Raw genomic sequence first — 17491 nt, forward strand, 5'->3', positions numbered from 1 at the left:
CGAGTGCGGCCGAAGACTCGGCGCCCGGCACCTGGCCTCGACGGGCAGCAGCGGCACGGTCCCACCGGGCATCGGCACCGCCGCGGTGCTCGCCGCGGGCACCGGCCTGGTCGTGGCGGCCCGCCGCCGGTCCGAGCGGGCCTGACGCCCAGGGCCCCGCCCAACCGGACGGGACCTCTCGGGCAACGCTCAGCGACCGCCCAGCCGCTGCGCGACCTCCGTCGCCCAGTACGTCAGGATCATCTGCGCACCGGCCCGGCGGATGCCGGTCAGGCTCTCCATGATCGCCGCGTCCCGGTCGATCCAGCCCTTCTCCGCGGCGGCCTCGATCATCGCGTACTCACCGCTGACCTGGTACGCGGCGACCGGCACGTCCACCGAGTCGGCGACCTTGGCAAGGACGTCGAGGTACGGTCCGGCCGGCTTGACCATGACCATGTCGGCGCCCTCTTCGAGGTCGAGCGCCAGCTCGCGCAGGGACTCACGGGCGTTCGCCGGGTCCTGCTGGTACGTCTTGCGGTCGCCCTTGAGCGAGGAGCCGACGGCCTCGCGGAACGGCCCGTAGAACGCCGACGAGTACTTCGCGGTGTAGGCGAGGATCGAGACGTCCTCATGGCCCGCCTGGTCGAGCGCATCGCGGGTGACACCGACCTGGCCGTCCATCATGCCGCTGGGGCCGACCACATGGGCGCCCGCGTCGGCCTGGACCTGGGCCATCTCGGCGTACCGCTCCAGCGTCGCGTCGTTGTCGATGCGGCCGTCGGCGGTCAGGACGCCGCAGTGGCCGTGGTCGGTGTACTCGTCCAGGCACAGGTCCGACATGACGACGAGATCGTCACCGACCTCCTCGCGCACCGCGCGCAGACCGACCTGGAGGATGCCGTCCGGGTCCGTGCCCGCCGTGCCCCGGGCGTCCTTCTTCTCGTCCGCGGGAACGCCGTAGAGCATGATCCCGGAGACCCCGGCCGACACCGCATCGACCGCGGCCTTCCGCAGGGTGTCCAGGGTGTGCTGCTGGACGCCGGGCATGGCCGAGATGGCGACGGGCGCGTCGATGCCCTCGCGCACGAACGCGGGCAGGATCAGGTTCGCCGGGTCGAGCCGTGTCTCGGCGACCATGCGCCGCATCGTCGGGGTCGTCCGCAGCCGCCGGGGGCGGGAGCCGGGGAAGTTTCCGTACACAGTCATGCTTCGAGACTAGACCCGTACACATCACCGTCTTACCGACACCCGTGCCGGGAAAAGCAGGGGCGGAAACGGACCGGGCGGCCCGGCCACCGAAGCAGCCGGACCGCCCGGTCCTCATACGTCACAGACGTCAGGTCGTCGTACGACGCCGCCGCGCCCCCGGGCGCCGCTCGCTCGGCCGCGTCACCGGGTCACCGGCCTCCTTCGCCGCCTCCCGGCGCCGCTCACCGAACTCGGCGAGGGCCTCGGCCAGCTTGTGCACCGAAGGCTCCGGCGACAGGACGTCGACGCGCAGACCGTGCTCCTCGGCGGTCTTCGCCGTCGCCGGGCCGATACACGCGATGACCGTCACATTGTGCGGCTTGCCCGCGATGCCGACGAGGTTCCGGACGGTCGACGACGAGGTGAAGAGCACCGCGTCGAAGCCGCCGCCCTTGATGGCCTCACGCGTGTCCGCGGGCGGCGGCGAGGCGCGGACCGTGCGGTACGCGGTGACGTCGTCGACCTCCCAGCCCAGCTCGATGAGCCCGGCCACCAGCGTCTCGGTGGCGATGTCGGCGCGCGGCAGGAAGACGCGGTCGATCGGGTCGAAGACCGGGTCGTACGGCGGCCAGTCCTCCAGCAGACCGGCGGCGGACTGCTCACCGGACGGCACCAGGTCCGGCTTCACACCGAAATCGACGAGCGCGGCGGCGGTCTGCTCGCCGACGGCCGCGACCTTGATCCCGGCAAAGGCACGGGCGTCGAGCCCGTACTCCTCGAACTTCTCCCGGACGGCCTTCACGGCGTTCACGCTGGTGAAGGCGATCCACTCGTAGCGGCCCGTGACCAGACCCTTGACCGCGCGCTCCATCTGCTGGGGCGTACGCGGCGGCTCGACGGCGATCGTCGGAACCTCGTGCGGCACGGCACCGTACGAACGAAGCTGGTCGGAGAGCGACGCGGACTGCTCCTTGGTACGCGGGACGAGCACCTTCCAGCCGAACAGCGGCTTGGACTCGAACCACGCGAGCTGGTCGCGCTGGGCGGCGGAGCTGCGCTCACCGACCACGGCTATGACGGGCTGGTGCCCCTCCGGCGACGGGAGGACCTTCGCCTGCTTCAGGACCTGGGCGATCGTCCCGAGGGTCGCCGTCCAGGTGCGCTGGCGGGTGGTCGTACCGGCCACCGTCACGGTCAGTGGGGTGTCGGGCTTGCGGCCCGCCGAGACCAGCTCACCGGCGGCCGAGGCCACCGAGTCGAGCGTCGTCGAGATGACGGCCGTGGCATCGCTCGCGCCGACCTCGGTCCAGCAGCGGTCCGAGGCGGTACGGGCGTCGACGAACCGGATGTCGGCGCCCTGCGTGTCACGCAGCGGCACACCGGCGTACGCGGGCACGCCCACGACGTTGGCGACACCCGGTACGACCTCGAAGGGGACACCGGCGGTGGCGCAGGCGAGCATCTCGGCGCCGGCGTTCCCGTCCAGTCCCGGGTCGCCGGAAACGGCACGGACGACCCGCCTGCCGCCCTTGGCTGCCTCCATGACAAGATTGGCCGCATCCCTGAGAACGGGAACACCGGCGGCTGTTGACTGCGCGTCAACAACCGCCAGCTCAGGCGTGCTTACGCCTGCCCGCGCATGGCAGCGAATAACGCCGAGAACGTCCGGCTCGGCGACAAGGACGTCCGCGCTCGCGAGCGCCTCGACAGCGCGCAGAGTCAGCAGTCCCGGGTCGCCGGGACCGGCGCCGAGGAAGGTGACGTGCCCTTGTGCGGACAGGGCCGGAAAGTCGGATGCGGCGGGGCCGGTGGGGCTCAAAGTGCTCGCTCCCCCATAAGACCGGCCGCACCCTTGGCGAGCATCTCGGCCGCGAGTTCGCGACCGAGGGCCGCCGCGTCGTCGTGCGACGTGGGGACGGGACCGGTGGTGGACATCTGTACCAGCGAGGAACCGTCGGTGGAACCGACGACACCGCGCAGGCGCAGTTCGTTGACAGCCTGTCCGTCGACCAGGAGGTCGGCCAGCGCACCCACAGGTGCGGAGCAACCGGCCTCCAGGGCGGCGAGCAGGGCACGCTCGGCGGTCACGGCGGCCCGGGAGTACGGGTCGTCGAGCTCGGCGAGCGCGGCGGCGAGGTCTGCGCTGGTCGCAGCGCATTCGATCGCCAGTGCTCCCTGGCCGGGAGCGGGCAGGACGGTGTCGACCGACAGGAAGTCGGTCACCTCACCGATCCGACCGAGGCGGCTGAGCCCGGCCGCGGCGAGTACCACCGCGTCCAGCTCCCCGCTTCGTACAAATCCGATACGCGTATCGACGTTCCCCCGGATCGGCACGGTCTCGATGTCGAGGCCGTGGTTACGGGCGTACGCGTTGAGCTGCGCCATGCGGCGCGGCGAGCCGGTGCCTATGCGCGCACCGGACGGCAGCTGCTCGAAGGTCAGCCCGTCCCGCGCCACCAGTACGTCGCGCGGGTCCTCGCGCACCGGTACGGCGGCCAGCACGAGGCCCTCGGGCTGGGTGGTCGGCAGGTCCTTGAGCGAGTGGACGGCGAAGTCCACCTCGCCGCGCAGCAGCGCGTCACGCAGCGCCGCGACGAACACGCCGGTGCCGCCGATCTGCGCGAGGTGCTCCCGGGAGGTGTCGCCGTACGTGGTGATCTCGACGAGCTCGACGGCGCGCCCGGTCACCTCGCTGACCGCGTCGGCGACGAGGCCGGACTGCGCCATGGCGAGCTTGCTGCGCCGGGTCCCCAGCCGCAGCGGCTCGGTGGCCCCCGCGCCCAGGGGTGAGTTGTCGGTCATGACCGCCCTCGATTCGGGTCGTTCAGGTCTGCCCGGGAGACGGCGGCGACCGTCTGCGGGTCGAGGTCGAAGAGTTCCCGCAGCGCATCGGCGTACCCGGCGCCGCCGGGCTCGCTGGCGAGCTGCTTGACCCGCACGGTGGGCGCGTGCAGGAGCTTGTCGACGACGCGGCGCACGGTCTGCGTGATCTCGGCGCGCTGCTTCTCGTCCAGGTCGGGGAGGCGTCCGTCGAGCCGCGCGATCTCGCCCGCGACCACTCCGGCGGCCATCGTGCGCAGGGCGACGACGGTCGGGGTGATGTGGGCGGCGCGCTGGGCGGCGCCGAAGGCGGCGACCTCGTCGGCGACGATGGTGCGCACCTGGTCCACATCAGCGGCCATCGGGGCGTCCGCGGACGCCTCGGCGAGCGACTCGATGTCGACGAGGCGCACCCCGTCGAGACGGGCGGTGGCTCCGTCGATGTCGCGCGGCATGGCGAGGTCGAGCAGGGCGAGGCGGACGGGGCCGGCGCCCTGGGCGGGCACGGTGGCCCGTCGGACGGCCTGACGCACCGCACCGGCGGTGCCGTTCTCCACCCAGGCGGCGTGCCGGTCGGGGCGGCGGGCGGCGCGGGGACGGACGCGACAGGCGCCTCGTACGCGGCGTCGAAGGCCAGGCCGAGCGCTCCGGCGACGGCCTCGGCGGTCAGCACGAGACCCGTCGCGCCGGTGCACGAGACGACGACATCGGCACGTGTCAGTTCGTCGGAGACCGCGGCCATCTCCACGGCGTGAGCGGCCACTCCCGTACCGCCGGGCTGGCCCAGGATCTCGACGAGCCGGTCGGCGCGGGCCCGGGTCCGGTTGGCGACGACGATCTCGGCGACGCCGGTACGGGCCAGAGTGGCGGCGGCCAGCGAGGACATCGAGCCTGCGCCGATCACCAGGGCACGCTTGCCCCTGGCCCAGTCGGCGACATCCGCACCGGCCGCGAGCTGCTCGAGACCGAAGGTGACGAGCGACTGCCCGGCCCGGTCGATCCCGGTCTCGCTGTGGGCACGCTTACCGACCCGCAGGGCCTGCTGGAACAGGTCGTTCAGCAACCGGCCGGCGGTGTGCAGCTCCTGCCCCAGCGCCAGCGCGTCCTTGATCTGGCCGAGGATCTGGCCCTCGCCGACGACCATCGAGTCCAGCCCGCAGGCCACCGAGAAGAGGTGGTGGACAGCCCGGTCCTCGTAGTGCACATAGAGATACGGAGTGAGCTCGTCCAGCCCGACACCGCTGTGCTGGGCGAGGAGCGTGGACAGCTCGGCGACGCCCGCGTGGAACTTGTCCACGTCGGCGTACAGCTCGATGCGGTTGCAGGTGGCCAGCACGGCAGCCTCGGCCGCGGGCTCCGCGGCGAGGGTGTCCTGGAGGAGCTTGGCCTGCGTCTCGGCAGCCAGCGAGGCCCGCTCCAGCACGGAGACGGGGGCACTGCGGTGGCTCAGCCCTACGACAAGAAGACTCATGCCGGCATCACGGCGGGCATGTCCCCGTCAGGTCCCTTCCGGCCGCCGGCGGCCGCGCGCACGGGCGGCGCGGCCGGGTCCGGGCTGCCCTCGGTGACATCCTCGCCGGCCTTGCGCTGCTCGTGGAAGGCGAGGATCTGAAGCTCGATGGACAGGTCGACCTTGCGCACGTCGACACCGTCGGGCACGGAGAGCACCGTCGGCGCGAAGTTCAGGATGGAGGTGACGCCTGCGGCGACGAGCCGGTCGCAGACCTGCTGAGCCGCACCGGCCGGGGTCGAGATGACACCGATCGACACGCCGTTGTCACCGACGATCTTCTCCAGCTCGTCGGCGTGCTGCACGGGAATCCCGGCGACAGGCGTTCCGGCCATCGCGGGGTCGGCGTCGATCAGTGCGGCGACCCGGAAACCACGGGAGGCGAAGCCGCCGTAGTTGGCGAGCGCGGCACCGAGGTTACCGATACCGACGATCACGACCGGCCAGTCCTGGGTGAGCCCCAGTTCGCGGGAGATCTGGTAGACGAGATACTCGACGTCGTACCCGACACCACGCGTCCCGTAGGACCCGAGGTAGCTGAAGTCCTTGCGCAGCTTGGCAGAGTTGACCCCCGCCGCCGCGGCGAGCTCCTCGGACGAGACCGTGGGGACCGAGCGCTCGGAGAGCGCGGTCAGTGCGCGCAGGTACAGCGGAAGTCGGGCGACGGTGGCCTCGGGAATTCCTCGGCTACGGGTCGCCGGTCGGTGATTTCGGCCAGTTGCCACGGTGCTCCTGCGGGATGAGCGGGGCTGCAGGCGGCCGTATGTCCCAAGGCCGCCCCGTCGAATGCAGGCTATGTCTTTGTGAACGCGTGCACAAAGATAGTGTCCGTTTTGTCCGGTCAAAGTGACCGGGGTCACGCACATTCGTCGCGCGATCCCGGAACCAAGGATCGCATCAGCCCGTTGCAGGCCCGAAGGGGGCAAAGCGGTACACACTCCTCACAACCACTCCCCCGAGAGCACTCAAAACGCCCATGATGGTAACCGCGTTTTCCTCACGAAAGCAGCGCCTTGCGCAGCCTCACCGGGTCCACCCTCCAGAACGTGTGCTGTTCGTTATCAATCAGGACAACCGGGATCTGCTCCCAGTACTCCCGGTGCAGCCCCTCGTCCTGGGTGATGTCCCTCTCCTCCCAGGACGCACCGGTCTCCGCACAGACCTCCCGCACCACCGCCCTCGCGTCGTCGCAGAGGTGACATCCGGGCTTCCCGACCAGGGTCACCACCCGGTCCGCGGGCTTCTTCTTCGTACGTCGCAGCAGGGCACTCATGCCTTCATTCTGCGCCGGAATGCGACCAGCCCTCCGAACCGGAAGGGAGCCACTCCCACCCTTGATCCGAAACGCCCCGAATCACCCGTTTAACAAATCGGCAGCCGAGAGTTCACGGCACGGCATCCCAGCAGGTCGGGAAGGGCCGAACCGACTGGCTATGCTCACGACATGGCCGCTCTTGGATGGCTCACACCCCGTAGGCGCCCCGCAACAGCACGGAGCGTGCTGGCAGGCGAGGCAGCAGCTGAGGCAGCACGGAAGTCCTCCCTCCCCGACGATCAGTCCTCCGCCACCGAACAGGACACCTCTGTCCTCGCCACGACCGAGGAACCGCCCTTCCCCGTCGTCGGCGACGACCGGGCCGCCGCCTTCTTCGACCTGGACAACACCGTGATGCAGGGCGCGGCGATCTTCCACTTCGGCCGCGGCCTGTACAAGCGGAAGTTCTTCCAGCGCCGCGAGCTGACCAGGTTCGCCTGGCAGCAGGCCTGGTTCAGGCTGGCCGGCGTCGAGGACCCGGAACACATGCAGGACGCCCGCGACAGCGCCCTGTCCATCGTCAAGGGCCACCGCGTGTCCGAGCTGATGTCCATCGGCGAGGAGATCTACGACGAGTACATGGCCGACCGGATCTGGCCCGGCACCCGTGCGCTCGCCCAGGCCCACCTCGACGCCGGGCAGCGGGTCTGGCTGGTCACCGCCGCCCCGGTGGAGACCGCCACGATCATCGCCCGCCGCCTCGGCCTGACCGGCGCACTCGGCACGGTCGCCGAATCCGTCGACGGCGTCTACACCGGCCGTCTGGTCGGCGAGCCGCTGCACGGCCCCGCGAAGGCCGAGGCGGTCCGCGCCCTGGCGGCGGCCGAGGGTCTGGACCTCGACCGCTGTGCGGCGTACAGCGATTCGCACAACGACATCCCGATGCTGTCCCTGGTCGGACACCCGTACGCGATCAACCCGGACGCCAAGCTCCGCAAACACGCCCGCGCGCTCGACTGGCGGCTGCGGGACTACCGGACGGGCCGCAAGGCGGCCAAGGTCGGCATCCCGGCCGCGGCCGGCGTGGGCGCCCTCGCGGGCGGCACCGCGGCCGCCGTCGCCCTGCACCGCCGCCGCCGCTGACGCACACCCGTTCGCACCCCCGCACGATCCCGCCGGGGGCCGCCGAGCCACGCCCGGACGCCTGCCGCCAATCGGGACCCCTTACCCACCGACCGCTCCCGCCAGTCGGATTGCTCGCACCCGACCACAACCCGTCGCGCCCGCAGGCAGATCGCGAAGTAATCCGATCAATATCCGGTCACGATGTGCTACTTGATGCATCGATTAGTCGCTACAGAAACGACGTAATCGGTGATTTTAGCAACTGGGTGTAGCACTGCCTGTACGAAGCGTTATTCTCCTCAGACGCATTCCGGAACCCACCACTCACTACGACGAGTGACGGTTTCGCACTGCACGTGATGGAAGCTCTGCCTCTGGGAGTCCCGTGTACCCACACGTCGGGGTTGACGCCTCGGGCCTGGCTACGCTGCGCGCAACGGTCGCCGACCGCTTGCGCGGCTTCGTCCCCACCGCGTACGCCGTACCCGCATTTGCCACCCCTGCACCTGTCGGCCCTTGCTATGCCCTGGCCGAACGCGGTGCGGCGGTCGGAAGACGCAGCAACCGCGGCGCAACTACTACGTCCACCGTTCGTCGGCCCACCGCCGACAGCGACAGCGCGCGCATGATGGATCTCGTCGAGCGCGCACAGGCCGGTGAGGCTGACGCCTTCGGCCGCCTCTACGACCAGTACAGCGACACCGTCTATCGCTACATCTACTACCGCGTGGGCGGCAAGGCGACAGCGGAGGACCTCACGAGTGAGACCTTCCTGCGCGCCCTGCGCCGCATCTCCACATTCACCTGGCAGGGCCGCGACTTCGGTGCCTGGCTGGTCACGATCGCCCGCAACCTGGTGGCCGACCACTTCAAGTCCAGCCGTTTCCGGCTGGAGGTGACCACCGGCGAAATGCTCGACGCCAACGAGGTCGAGCGCAGCCCGGAGGACTCCGTCCTGGAGTCTCTCTCCAACGCCGCACTGCTGCAGGCCGTGCGTCGGCTCAACCCCCAGCAGCAGGAGTGCGTGACCCTGCGTTTCCTGCAGGGCCTCTCGGTCGCCGAGACCGCCCGGGTCATGGGCAAGAACGAGGGCGCGATCAAGACCCTCCAGTACCGCGCCGTCCGCACCCTGGCCCGGCTCCTTCCGGACGATGCCCGCTGACCCCACTCCCGGCCGAATCACTCTCGGCGATATGTTCGTCACGCACTGGTCCGATCATCCTTCGTGCGTAACCCAAGTGCCGAGCCCCTCGTTGTGCCGGTTGCAGGCCCCCTGTCGTCACCCCATGTCCGCCGACACTCACTCTTTCGTGTGGAAGCGCTCAAGGTGTGCAACCATCCGGACCCCCAGGGGAGTCGACCGTCATGACGAGAGGAGGTGCCGCCAGTGATCGCAAACGTTTCGGCACACCGGCGGGCGAACGCCTTCGCCCAGGCCCTGGAGGAGCAGTCGCTCCGCGGTGCGGCGGCCGTTCAGCCCGAGGAACCGGCCGAACCGGCCGACCACGGAACGCTGTTGGCCCTGGCGAACGGCCTCGGTGAGCTACCGCGGCCGAAGTTGGATCCCGAAGTCAAAGTGGTGCAGCGAGCCCAGCTCGTCGCCGCCATGGAAGCCATGTTCGCCGAGGGCGGTGCGTCCACGGGCCCTACGGTGCCCGAGCAACGGACCAAGGGGGCCCACCGGGCCTCCCCGCTCCGGAAGTTGCGTCCGCGCTCACGCTTGACGAAGAGTCTGGCGGCCGGCGGACTCACCGTCGGTGTGGCGGCAGGAGCCTTCGGCGGAGTGGCCGCTGCCAGTTCCGACGCCCTGCCGGGTGATTCGCTCTACGGGCTCAAGCGCGGCATGGAGGACCTCCACCTCGGCATGGCCAGCGGCGATGCCGACCGCGGCGAGGTCTACCTCGACCAGGCGTCGACCCGGCTCAGTGAAGCCCACCGGCTGATGGAACGCGCCCGCTCCGGCGATCTGGACCATGAGCAGCTCGGCGAAGTCAGGCGCACGCTCAACGGCATGACGCACGACGCCACCGAGGGCCACCGTCTGCTCCACTCCGCCTACCAGCGGGACGGCGCCATCGGCCCGATCCAGACCCTGGAGTCCTTCTCCCGCTCGCACCGCGGCAGCTGGAGCAACCTGCGCGACCGGCTGCCCGTACAGCTGACCGATGTCGGCGACCAGGTCAGCTCGGTCTTCGACGCCATAGACGAAGAGGTCGAACCGCTCCAGTCGCTGCTGCCCCGCACCCCGGACAGGAGCAGCGGTTCCCGGCAGTCGGACGAAACGCAGCAGGGCACGGGACCGTCCCATACGGACCAGTCCTCGCCCTCGTCACCGGAGGCCTCACAGAGCCGTACGGGCGGCAGCGCCTCGCCCCGACCGTCCGACCCCGGCAGCACCCCGTCCGACGGCCTGATCACCGGCGGCACGGACGGCCTTCTCGGTACCTCGCCTTCAGGCACCGCCCCGTCCACCGACGGCCGGTCCAGCCCCCCGCCCACCCCGGACGTAACCCTGCCCCCGCTCCTCCCCGGCCTGCTCCCCGGCCTGGGAATCAACGGCGAGGACCTGAACGACTAGCGCAACCCTCAGGCGTCGGACGGGCATTCGGCACCATCGAGCCCGTCCGACGTCTGAGGACACAGCGCCCACCGGATGGCGCCCCCGGCACTCCTCGCGCGCACCCCTCAGAAGAACACCGACCTCCGCTGCACCAACAACTTGTACAGCGTGTGCTGAATCTGCTCCCGCACCTGATCCGTCAGATTGAACATCAGCATCGGATCCTCCGCCGCCTCCACCGGGTACCCGCTCGTGGAGATCGGCTCCCCGAACTGGATCGTCCACTTCGTCGGCAACGGCACCGCCCCGAGCGGCCCCAGCCAGGGAAACGTCGGCGTGATCGGGAAGTACGGAAACCCCAGCAGCCGCGCCAGCGTCTTCGAGTTGCCGATCATCGGGTAGATCTCCTCCGCCCCCACGATCGAGCACGGAACGATCGGCACCCCGGCCCGCAACGCCGTGGAGACAAAGCCACCCCGCCCGAAGCGCTGCAGCTTGTACCGCTCGCCGAACGGCTTGCCGATGCCCTTGAAGCCTTCCGGCATCACCCCGACGACCTCGCCCTGCCGCAGCAGCCGCTCCGCGTCCTCCGCACAGGCCAGCGTGTGCCCGGCCTTACGGGCAAGCTCGTTGACCACCGGCAGCATGAAGACGAGATCGGCGGCGAGCAGCCGCAGATGCCGCCCCGCCGGATGGTTGTCGTGCACGGCGACCTGGAGCATCAGCCCATCGAGCGGCAGCGTCCCCGAGTGGTTGGACACGATGAGCGCGCCGCCGTCGGACGGGATGTTCTCAATGCCCTTCACCTCGACCCTGAAGTACTTCTCGTACATCGGCCGCAGCATCGACATCAGGACCTGATCGGTCAGCTCCTTGTCGTACCCGAACTCGTCGACGTCGTACTCACCGGTGACCCGCCGCCGCAGGAACGCGAGCCCGCCGGCGATCCGCCGGTCCCAGCCACCGCGCTCGGCGCCCTCCAGGGGTTGCCCGGCCTGCTGGGGCTCCTCCTGCGGCAGCGAGGCGTCCAGCTGCCCTGGAAGGGCGCTGATGGCCGCAGTACCGACCACGGAGGCCGCCGAGGGCCCCCTGGCCCCGGCTGCCGCCCCCTGCGGACCGGCGTCGCGCAGAGCGCGGCGAGCCGCCCGACCGCGAACGGTCGTCGTCGAACGGAATGACCTTGGCATCCGCCATCGTCGGTGCGCTCCTCTACCTGGCGCTGGGGGTCGGGTGTGTGTCGCCCGCCCCGGTGAACCCCGCAACATCGCCGGCCGCCCCGGCGCACGGCATGGCGGCCAGTCGGTCGACCGCCCTGCCCACCGCCTCCGGCGGCAGCAGTCCTGGCCCCTGGCTGCGCGCGAACTCCGCGAACGTCTCCGCGGTACTGAACTGCGGGTGGAAGCCCAGGGTCTCGCGCATCTGGACGGTGGAGACCACCCGGCCGTGGGTGAGCAGCCGGATCTGCTCCGGCGAGAAGTCCGTCATGCCGACCGTACGCAGCGCCTGGCCGACCCAGGTGACGGCGGGCAGCAGCAGCGGCATCGTCGGCCGCCCCAGCCGCCGCGAGCACTGCGAGAGCAGCAGCACACCGTCCCCGGCAATGTTGAAGGTGCCGCTGTTCAGCGTCCCGCGCCTCGGCTCTCGCGAGGCGATTCCCAGTACGTCGACGACATCGTCCTCGTGCACGAACTGGAGCCTCGGGTCGTATCCGAACACCGTCGGCAGCACGGGCAGCGACAGATAGTCGGCGAGCGGCGAATCCGCCTCCGGCCCCAGGATGTTCGCGAACCTGAGCACGCACACGGCGACGTCCGGCCGACGGCGCGCGAAGCCCCGTACGTACCCCTCGACCTCCACCACGTCCTTGGCGAAGCCCCCGCTCGGCAAGGACTTGGGCGGGGTGGTCTCGGTGAAGACCGCGGGATCGCGGGGCGCGGAGCCATACACGTTCGTACTGGATTTGATCACCAGCCGCCGCACGCTCGGCGCCTTCTGGCAGGCACCGAGCAGTTGCATGGTGCCGATGACGTTGGTCTCCTTGACCGCCGTCCGGCCACCCGTGCCGACCGTCTTGGCGGAGACGTCCAGATGGACGACCGTGTCGACGGAGTGCTCGGCGAGGACTCTGGCGATCGCGGGCTGGCGGATGTCCGCACGGACGAAGTCTGCGTCGCCCAACTGGTGTCCGGGCGCGACCGCGTCCACGGCGATCACCCGGTCCACTTCCGGATCACGCTGGATGCGCCGCACGAAACGGCCGCCCAGTTGCCGGGCCGCTCCCGTGACCAGCACGACCTTCCCCAAGATCAGCGCCTTCCGTCGAAAGGTTTCCCCTGGCCGTCACCGTAGCGGGTGGATGTTGCCCTGCGATGACCGCACGGCGGCCTTCCACCAACTCTTTGGCCCGAATGCGCGTACGTGCCGCCCCCCGCAACGCACCGCAGCCCTCCCGCCATGTCGGCGGGAGGGCTGCGGATTCACGAACTGCGTTCGCCTACTTCTTGTTGCGACGCTGAACGCGCGTGCGCTTGAGCAGCTTGCGGTGCTTCTTCTTGGCCATCCGCTTGCGCCGCTTCTTGATAACAGAGCCCACGACTACCCTCGCTCACTTCTTCTTCACTGGTGCGGGGCGTCTGGGCCCACACGACCTACGTCGGCCTAGCCTACCCGCCACCGCGTGAGGGGCGTAATCCGAGGTGAACCTCAGGCGGACTCCACCCCCACAAAGGACTCGCGGAGATACTCGTGAACCGCTTGCTCCGGAACCCGGAAGGACCTTCCCACCCGGATCGCCGGCAGATGACCACTGTGCACCAAGCGGTACACCGTCATCTTCGACACCCTCATGACCGAGGCGACTTCCGCCACAGTCAGAAACTTGACCTCGTTGAGAGGCCTCTCGCTGCCAGCAGCCATGACCCACCTGTACCTTCCGCACGGAGACGCGTACCGGCTTCCCCTCCGGTGACTCTTCGTCGTTGTGCGCTCACTCCCCAGATTAGGGGCGTGTGATGCGAGTGGGGAAGAGGAGAGACGATCGGCCGCCTACTGTGACAGACACGCCCGATTGAGTACATAGCGAGTGAGCGGCCGGTAGTAGGCGGACCGCACGGCATCGTCGAGCGGAACGGCGACCGACACCCGCCCTTCGGCCTCCCCGACGAACAGCGCCGGATCGTCCGTATCCGCAAGCCCGATCGCCTCGATGCCCAGCTGACCTGCCCCGCAGACCCATCCGTGGTCCCCGACGACCAGCTCCGGCAGCCGCCCGCAACCTTCCGCAACCGCCTCCAGAGCCACCCGCACCGGCAACGGCGAATGGGTGTGTGCGCCGGTGTCACCACCGGGAGCCCGCACGCCGGGTTCACGCACCATCGCAACACCTCGTACGTAATCGAGGCGGTACGTACGTACGCCGAACCGGGCTGTTATGTCGATACATCTCCCCTGCGCGGGGGTGAGTACGGGACACCCGGCCGCCGACATGGCGTCTGCCAGTTCTGCGTAGAAGCCGAGCAGCCGCTGCGGATGACCGGTTCCGAACAGCACCGGCGCCCGCCGGACCGCGGCATACGACAGCCGCACGGCAAAAGCATCCAGACCGGCCAGGGTCCGCTCCGGATCGATCACATCAGGGCCCGAGACATGAGCGGGATCGTCCGAAACCCCGCACTTGTCGGCCATGAGACGAAGAAGATCGGGCTCTTTCCAGCCCCGTTCGGGGTCGAGGCCGAGCATCACCCGCGGGTCTCGGGCCGCGAAGAGCCGATAGCTCCGCAGACTCACTTCCCTCGATGTGGCCACGGGCCCGGCCAGCCGGGCCGCCAGCAGATGCGCACGCAGCGCTCCGGTGCTCAACACCCCACCGATGCTCCCCGAATCACCCGGACGGGGGGCCAGAAGCCCGGATACGCCCCACAGTTGGCGTAACCATTCCTCGCCACCGCACGGAAACGGGCCACACCGCGCCCGGTCACCGCCCGCCTCAGGTCAGCAGCCCCCGCAACGGGAACGCCGCCCGCCTGGTGGCCAGCACCGCCTGATCGAGCCGGTCCGCGGGGTCGTACCCCTCCTCCCACGACTTCCAGGAAGGAGTACGCCCGTCCGTCATCCGGGCCGGCCCCAACTGCCTCGTCCGGGCATAGACCTCGTCCCGCCACGAGGACGGAATCACCGACTCCGGGTCCACCGGCGCATGCGCGGCGATCCCCACCAGATGCGTCCAGGACCGCGGCACCACGTCGACCACCGCATATCCGCCCCCGCCGAGCGCCACCCAGCGCCCGCCCTCCGCGTACTCATGGGCGAGATCGTGACAGGCCGCCATCACCACCCGCTGCGCGTCCAGCGACACCGCGAAATGAGCGAGGGGATCCTCGAAATGCGTATCGGCCCCGTGCTGACTCACCAGCACCTGCGGCCGGAAGTCCGCCAGCAGCTCCGGCACCACCGCATGGAACGCCCGCAACCACCCCGCGTCCCCCGTACCGGCCGGCAGCGCCACATTCACCGCACTGCCCTCACCCACCCCGGAGCCGGTCTCCTCCGGCCAGCCGGTCTGCGGGAAGAGCGTGCGCGGGTGCTCGTGCAGCGACACGGTCAGGACCCGTGGATCCTCCCAGAAGGCCGCCTGCACCCCATCCCCGTGGTGCACATCCACATCGATGTACGCGACCCGCTCGGCACCCAGCTCCAGCAACCGCGCGATGGCGAGCGCCGGATCGTTGTAGATGCAGAACCCCGCCGCACCGCCCGGCATGGCATGGTGCAGCCCGCCCGCGAAGTTCACGGCATGCGCGGTGTCACCGCGCCACACCGCCTCGGCTGCCCCCACCGACTGCCCTGCGATCAGCGCCGACACCTCATGCATCCCCGCGAACGCGGGGTCGTCCACCGTCCCGAGACCGTAGTTCTGGTCGGCGTGTTTCGGATCCGCCGAGGCGGCACGTACAGCGGCCACGTAGTCCTCGCGGTGCACGAGCCGCAGTGTGGACTCCCCTGCGGGCTTGGCCGCCACCACATCCACCGCACCGTCCAGCCCGAACGCCCGCACCAGCCCCATCGTCAGGGCGAGTCTGACGGGGTCCATCGGATGGCTTTCCCCGAAGTCGTATCCCGTTACTGCGTCATCCCACATCAACTGTGTGCGGCCGCTCATGCCCGCCACCGTATCGGGCAGGCTCCGCGCCGAACGACTTGGCGTACACGAGCGTCGCGAGCACCAACACCATCGGCACGAGCATCGCCCCCCGGTAGCTCCAGGCGTCCCCGAGTGCCCCCACCAGCGGCGACCCCACCAGGAATCCCACGTAGTTGAAAACATTCAGCCGCGCGATGGCCGTATCACTCGCCCCGGGGAACATCCGCCCGGCAGCGGCGAACGTCTGCGGCACGATCACGCACAGCCCGAGCCCCAGCAGGGTGAACCCGAGCATCCCGACCCACGCCCCACCGGCCACCGCCACCACACCGAACCCGGCAGCAGCCAGCACACTCCCGACCCGCACCACGGCCACAGCCCCGAACCGCCGCACCCCGAAGTCCCCGACAGCCCGCCCCAGCAGTGTCGTCACCATGTAGACGTTGTACGGAACGGTCGACAGCTGCTCCGAGCTCCCCAGCACGTCCTGCAGATACTTGGCACTCCAGTTGGACACCGTCGAGTCGCCGATGTACGCGAAGCTCATCACCAGACAGAGCGGCATCAGCAACTTGAAGGAGACCGAGGCGGCCCCCTTCCCCTGCGCCTCTCCCGGTCCCTTCTCCACCGACGCGCCGTCGACGTACCACCGGCTCCCGATGAACGCGACGGGCAGCAGTACGACAACCGCCGGCAGGTACGAGACCAGCAGCGAGAGATCCCAGTGCGCCCCGGCCCACGCCATGGACGCCCCGGCGATCCCGCCCAGGCTGTACGCGGCATGGAACCCGAGCATGATGGAACGCCCGTACGCCCGCTGAAGACTGACCCCCATCATGTTCATGGAGGCATCGAGCGCCCCGACGGCAAGCCCGAACACACCGAGCGCCAGGGCCGCCTCCCACAACGCGTTCCCGGCCCCGACACCGAGCAGCGCAAGCAGCACAACGGGCTGCGCCCATCTCAGTACGCCTCCGGGCCGCACCCGCGCGACCACCTTCTCGGTGACCACGCTGCCCACCCCGGCCAGGATCGGCACAGCGGCCAGGAACAACGGCAACAGCCCGTCGGATATCCCGTACCGGTCCTGGATGGCGGGAATCCGCGTCACGAGCAGCGCAAAGGTGACTCCCTGCACGAAGAAGCTCAACGCGAGGGAGGCCCTGCCGTGCCGCAAACGAGCATCTGTCATGGCCGCGAGCGTAGGGCCAGTCTCTACTCATGGGTAGATGGATCAGGCGAGCAGTTCCCGCAGTTGACTCATGTCGGAGAAGTGCCCGGTCACCCCGGCGAGCCGGTCCGCCGGCATCATCGACGTAAACCCGTACACATCCATCCCCGCGGCCCTGGCCGCCTCCACTCCGAGCGGGCTGTCCTCGATGACGACGCACCGCTCGGGAGGTACGCCCATCCGCTCGGCAGCGTGAAGGAACAGATCGGGCGCGGGCTTTCCGTGCCCCACATCCTCCGCGCTGAAAATCCACTCCTCCTCGAACCACTGGTCGAGCCCGGTCTTGCGATGCCCGACCCTGATCCGCTCATGGTTGCTGGAGGACGCGACGCAGTAGGCGACCCCGTCGGCGACAAGCTTCCCCAGCACATCGTCGACACCCGCCACCGGCTCCAGCTCCTGCTGGAACGCAGCGAAGACCCGCGAGTGAAGTGTCTCGTCGAAGTCCGCGGGCAGTTTCTCCCCGGTCCTCTCCTCGACGAGATCGTGCACCCGGTGCACGGCAGCCCCCATGTAGTCGCGAAGACACTCCTGGTACGAGGTGGGGTGACCGAGCTCCGTGAGGTACTCGGCCAGGATGGTGTTGGAGATCGGCTCGCTGTCCACGAGCACACCGTCGTTGTCGAAGATGACCAGTTCGTAGCGCATGGTTCGAGCCTAGACGCTCAGAACGCAGAAAA

The 17491-nt window shown here is 69.6% G+C and carries 16 protein-coding genes and 1 pseudogene; 3 read left to right on the top strand and 14 right to left on the bottom strand.

The genetic code is table 11. The annotated features are described in order from the left end of the window. Window positions 1-189: 189 nt before the first annotated feature. The 6 genes and pseudogenes from hemB to GA0115254_RS30585 all read right to left on the bottom strand — a co-directional run bounded on the left by hemB (window position 190) and on the right by GA0115254_RS30585 (window position 6773). A complete protein-coding gene (gene hemB, locus GA0115254_RS30560; RefSeq protein WP_176740364.1) occupies window positions 190-1188 on the bottom strand; it encodes a porphobilinogen synthase in 999 nt (332 codons plus the stop codon). A 130-nt stretch (window positions 1189-1318) separates the two neighbouring features. Beyond that, window positions 1319-2989, bottom strand: a complete 1671-nt coding sequence (locus tag GA0115254_RS30565; RefSeq protein ID WP_093898509.1) for a bifunctional uroporphyrinogen-III C-methyltransferase/uroporphyrinogen-III synthase — start codon at window positions 2987-2989, stop codon at window positions 1319-1321. Further along, window positions 2986-3972 (bottom strand): hydroxymethylbilane synthase, encoded by a 987-nt coding sequence (gene hemC / locus GA0115254_RS30570; protein WP_093898510.1) that lies wholly within the window; start codon window positions 3970-3972, stop codon window positions 2986-2988. The genes GA0115254_RS30565 and hemC overlap by 4 nt, the downstream gene beginning before the upstream one ends. Next, window positions 3969-5461, bottom strand: a pseudogene (locus GA0115254_RS30575) (glutamyl-tRNA reductase). Before GA0115254_RS30575 ends, hemC begins: the two are co-directional and overlap by 4 nt. Next, window positions 5458-6225 (bottom strand): redox-sensing transcriptional repressor Rex, encoded by a 768-nt coding sequence (locus GA0115254_RS30580; protein WP_093898511.1) that lies wholly within the window; start codon window positions 6223-6225, stop codon window positions 5458-5460. The pseudogene GA0115254_RS30575 and the gene GA0115254_RS30580 overlap by 4 nt, the downstream one beginning before the upstream one ends. 272 nt (window positions 6226-6497) lie before the next feature. Further along, window positions 6498-6773: a glutaredoxin family protein gene (locus tag GA0115254_RS30585; protein ID WP_093898512.1), complete on the bottom strand. Its 276-nt coding sequence runs from the start codon at window positions 6771-6773 to the stop codon at window positions 6498-6500. A 171-nt stretch (window positions 6774-6944) separates the two neighbouring features. Here GA0115254_RS30585 and GA0115254_RS30590 point away from each other — a divergent pair, with 171 nt between their 5' ends. The 3 genes from GA0115254_RS30590 to GA0115254_RS30600 all read left to right on the top strand — a co-directional run bounded on the left by GA0115254_RS30590 (window position 6945) and on the right by GA0115254_RS30600 (window position 10458). Continuing rightward, window positions 6945-7898 carry an HAD family hydrolase gene (locus GA0115254_RS30590; RefSeq protein WP_093898513.1) on the top strand — a complete coding sequence of 318 codons (954 nt, stop codon included), beginning with the start codon at window positions 6945-6947 and terminating at the stop codon, window positions 7896-7898. 367 nt (window positions 7899-8265) lie between these two features. Beyond that, window positions 8266-9042, top strand: a complete 777-nt coding sequence (locus tag GA0115254_RS30595) for an ECF subfamily RNA polymerase sigma factor, BldN family (protein ID WP_030928170.1) — start codon at window positions 8266-8268, stop codon at window positions 9040-9042. A 225-nt stretch (window positions 9043-9267) separates the two neighbouring features. Then, window positions 9268-10458, top strand: a complete 1191-nt coding sequence (locus tag GA0115254_RS30600; protein ID WP_093898514.1) for a DUF5667 domain-containing protein — start codon at window positions 9268-9270, stop codon at window positions 10456-10458. A 107-nt stretch (window positions 10459-10565) separates the two neighbouring features. Here the strand turns inward: GA0115254_RS30600 and GA0115254_RS30605 are convergent, their stop codons facing one another. From GA0115254_RS30605 to GA0115254_RS30640, 8 genes are all read right to left on the bottom strand, one after another. Next, window positions 10566-11705: a lysophospholipid acyltransferase family protein gene (locus GA0115254_RS30605; RefSeq protein ID WP_370740970.1), complete on the bottom strand. Its 1140-nt coding sequence runs from the start codon at window positions 11703-11705 to the stop codon at window positions 10566-10568. Further along, window positions 11650-12744 (bottom strand): NAD-dependent epimerase/dehydratase family protein, encoded by a 1095-nt coding sequence (locus tag GA0115254_RS30610; protein WP_093898515.1) that lies wholly within the window; start codon window positions 12742-12744, stop codon window positions 11650-11652. Before GA0115254_RS30610 ends, GA0115254_RS30605 begins: the two co-directional genes overlap by 56 nt. Before the next feature lie 190 nt (window positions 12745-12934). Continuing rightward, window positions 12935-13033, bottom strand: coding sequence for a 30S ribosomal protein bS22 (locus GA0115254_RS30615; protein WP_003948845.1), 99 nt, complete (start codon window positions 13031-13033; stop codon window positions 12935-12937). A 110-nt stretch (window positions 13034-13143) separates the two neighbouring features. Beyond that, window positions 13144-13356 (bottom strand): helix-turn-helix domain-containing protein, encoded by a 213-nt coding sequence (locus GA0115254_RS30620; protein ID WP_014046653.1) that lies wholly within the window; start codon window positions 13354-13356, stop codon window positions 13144-13146. 129 nt (window positions 13357-13485) lie between these two features. Then, window positions 13486-14301 (bottom strand): phosphatase, encoded by an 816-nt coding sequence (locus GA0115254_RS30625; protein WP_093898516.1) that lies wholly within the window; start codon window positions 14299-14301, stop codon window positions 13486-13488. Window positions 14302-14425: 124 nt separating this feature from the next. Next, window positions 14426-15598 carry an acetoin utilization protein AcuC gene (locus GA0115254_RS30630; protein ID WP_093898530.1) on the bottom strand — a complete coding sequence of 391 codons (1173 nt, stop codon included), beginning with the start codon at window positions 15596-15598 and terminating at the stop codon, window positions 14426-14428. After that, complete coding sequence (locus GA0115254_RS30635; RefSeq protein WP_176740365.1) at window positions 15567-16772, bottom strand: MFS transporter; 1206 nt, start codon at window positions 16770-16772, stop codon at window positions 15567-15569. The genes GA0115254_RS30630 and GA0115254_RS30635 overlap by 32 nt, the downstream gene beginning before the upstream one ends. A gap of 42 nt (window positions 16773-16814) precedes the next feature. Then, entirely contained in the window at window positions 16815-17459 is a 645-nt protein-coding gene (locus tag GA0115254_RS30640; protein ID WP_093898517.1) for an HAD family hydrolase, read from the bottom strand. Between the last annotated feature and the right edge of the window lie 32 nt (window positions 17460-17491).

Origin of the sequence: Streptomyces sp. Ncost-T10-10d (assembly GCF_900091955.1) — a bacterium.
Classification (GTDB): domain Bacteria; phylum Actinomycetota; class Actinomycetes; order Streptomycetales; family Streptomycetaceae; genus Streptomyces.